Genomic DNA, 2,626 nt, shown 5'->3' with positions numbered 1-2,626 from the left:
GAGCCTTGGCGGTTTTGAGAAATTTGCGGAATGGGGGCTGGTGCGATGAAAACTACATCTCATTCGGAAGGAGCATTAATTTGGGTTGATGAACAGATGAAGACTCTCGGTGTGGATGATTATCATTTTTGCCCAGAGAACGATTGTTATGTTTGTGATCGCTACGGGAACTTCTATTCAATTTGTCACAGACAGTATTCCAAGGCAGGAAATTTAGTTGAAAAATACAGGATAATGAAACTAAACGGATCAATCGATAAGTATGGCTATGTTACGTATCGCATCACGATAGATGGAATCAAAAAACATCTTAAGGCACATAGAATGATGCTAAATGCGTGGATTGGAGAAAGGCAAAATCTTGTAGTAAACCATAAAGATGGCAACAAACAGAATAATGCCCTCTCAAATCTCGAATGGTGTACAGTTGCTGAAAATAATGCTCATGCGATTAGTACGGGATTGTTTGATCCGCATGCCGCCAAACATGAATTAGCCATACCGTTAGCAGACTGGCTCACATTATATATTCTGTATGAGCATTTCGGAATGTCTATGTGCGAATTAGGGCGGATAAATAATGTTTCACATTCGACTATTTCAAAAATCGTCCAAAGAATCCGTACAATTCTGCCGAAGGAGGTGCAGCATGGAACATAAAACAATTACAGAATTCCAGTTGGTTGATATTAATCGGCTTGTCCCATATATCAATAATGCAAGGACACACAGCCCGGAGCAGATAAACAAGCTTCGGGCTTCTTTACGGGAGTTTGGATTTGTAAATCCGATTATTGTTGATAGAGATTACAACGTTCTGGCAGGACACGGACGTCTTATCGGCGCAAAGGCAGAAGGATACAAAGAAGTTCCGTGCGTTTTTGTGGATGAAATGACGGAAGCGCAGAAGAAAGCCTATATCATTGCGGACAACCGCATGGCGATGGATGCCGGATGGGATGAGGAACTTCTGCGGGTGGAGATTGAGTCCTTGCAGGGTATGGACTTTGATCCCCTGCTGACCGGTTTTGATGAAAAGGAACTGGCAGACCTGTTTGGTACAGATGATGAGGCGAAGGAAGATGACTTCGATGTGGAAGCGGAACTGGAGAAGCCCTGCTTTTCCAAAGCAGGTGACATCTGGAGGCTTGGAAAACATACCGTCATCTGCGGGGATTCCACAGACCCGGAGACGTTCCGTTTGCTTCTTAGAGACACGAAGGTCAACCTGGTCTGCACGGACGCCCCGTATTTTGTTAAACTGGAGAGCCAGTCCGGGCGGATCGCAAACGACGATCTGGAGGATGCCCAGGCCTACGAGTTCCTCATGAAAGCATTTACGAACTTCAAAGATGCCATGGCCATTGACGCTTCTATCTATGAATTTTACGCCACTATGAAAGCGCGTGTGTTTTATGACGCCTTTGAGGATGCCGGGTTCAAGGTCGGCGCCGGACTCATCTGGAAAAAGCCCAGGGCTCCGCTGATGCGGACAGACTGGAAGTTCAACATGGAACCGATCATCTTTGGCTGGAGAAAGGATGGAAAGCACAAGTGGTATGGAGACCAGAAACAGAAAGCCGTCTTTGAATTTGATGGAATCAAGAATTCAAAAGAGGACGGACATGGTCATCCTTCCAGTAAACCTGTTCCTCTCATTGCGTATCTGATACAGCAAAGCACACAGGTAAATGGAATCGTACTGGATGGGTTTCTGGGTTCAGCATCCACGCTGATTGCCTGTGACCAGATCGGGCGGATCTGTTATGGGGTGGAACTGGAACCAAAGTTTGTAGATGTGGCAGTTATGCGTTACATGAACCAGCATGGCAACAGTGCGGATGGTGTGCTGTTGATCCGGGATGGAAAGGAACATACCTACGAACAGGCACTTGATATGGCGGAGGTAATTGCAGATGAGTAATGTAAAATATCGGTTTTCTGAAGACGGCCTTGTAGCCTATGGGGAACTGGCAAGCGGTCAGATTTTTGTGATAGATGCCGATATGGTCGAAAAGATTCGTACAGTTAAATTTTATCTGGGCAGCAAAGGAAATGGCAGCCAATATTATGTGATTGACTGTAAGGGACGAACCCTCCATGATTATCTGTTTGAACACAGGCCGGGCTATGAAATAGACCATATAAATCTGGACACATTTGACAATCGCAGGTGCAATATCCGTTATTGTACACATCAGCAGAACCAGATGAACCAGCCGCTGCAGAAAAATAATACTTCCGGTGTCAGTGGCGTGAGTTATTATCCGCCAAGGCGCAAATTCCGGGCAAGAATAAAAATCTGCCAGCAAGAGATACACCTTGGCTATTTTGATACCTTTGAAGATGCAGTAAAAGCGCGGAATATTGGAATGCTTTGTATGTTTGGACAGTATGGGAGATACAACGATACTGGGAAAGTGCCGGATTGGATTGAAAGAAAAGTCGTTGGAAAATGCGCACGTTTTGTGGAACTCTCGCAGAACAGCGCATTTTTTGATTTCTGGGATGGGGGTGCTGTCAATGGCTCATAACAAACTGACTCTTGGCAGCCTGTTTGACGGCTCCGGCGGTTTCCCGTTAGGCGGCTTGCTCTCCGGCATTACCCCTGTGTGGGCATCGGAGA

The 2,626-nt window shown here is 45.8% G+C and carries 3 protein-coding genes; all 3 read left to right on the top strand.

What is annotated here, in order from left to right; translation table 11 throughout:
* Positions 1-45: 45 nt before the first annotated feature.
* The 3 genes from AC1WIP_RS14375 to AC1WIP_RS14365 are packed head-to-tail and all read left to right on the top strand — an operon-like array spanning position 46 to position 2,534.
* Positions 46-660: an HNH endonuclease gene (locus tag AC1WIP_RS14375; RefSeq protein WP_087314845.1), complete on the top strand. Its 615-nt coding sequence runs from the start codon at positions 46-48 to the stop codon at positions 658-660.
* Positions 650-1,924 (top strand): site-specific DNA-methyltransferase, encoded by a 1,275-nt coding sequence (locus tag AC1WIP_RS14370; protein ID WP_087314847.1) that lies wholly within the window; start codon positions 650-652, stop codon positions 1,922-1,924. Before AC1WIP_RS14375 ends, AC1WIP_RS14370 begins: the two co-directional genes overlap by 11 nt.
* The gene (locus AC1WIP_RS14365; protein WP_481142472.1) at positions 1,917-2,534 is read left to right on the top strand and encodes an HNH endonuclease; all 618 of its coding nucleotides are present in this window, start codon (positions 1,917-1,919) and stop codon (positions 2,532-2,534) included. Before AC1WIP_RS14370 ends, AC1WIP_RS14365 begins: the two co-directional genes overlap by 8 nt.
* The last annotated feature ends 92 nt before the right edge of the window (positions 2,535-2,626 follow it).

The sequence above is a fragment of the Acetatifactor sp. genome (assembly GCF_982438285.1).
This window is presented reverse-complemented; position numbering and strand designations above follow the sequence as displayed.

What these genes read in the sequence shown, in the direction of transcription:
- AC1WIP_RS14365 (WP_481142472.1), top strand. Translation starts at nt 1,917, where the DNA reads ATGAGTAATGTAAAATATCGGTTTTCTGAAGACGGCCTTGTAGCCTAT.
- AC1WIP_RS14375 (WP_087314845.1), top strand. Translation starts at nt 46, where the DNA reads ATGAAAACTACATCTCATTCGGAAGGAGCATTAATTTGGGTTGATGAA.
- AC1WIP_RS14370 (WP_087314847.1), top strand. Translation starts at nt 650, where the DNA reads ATGGAACATAAAACAATTACAGAATTCCAGTTGGTTGATATTAATCGG.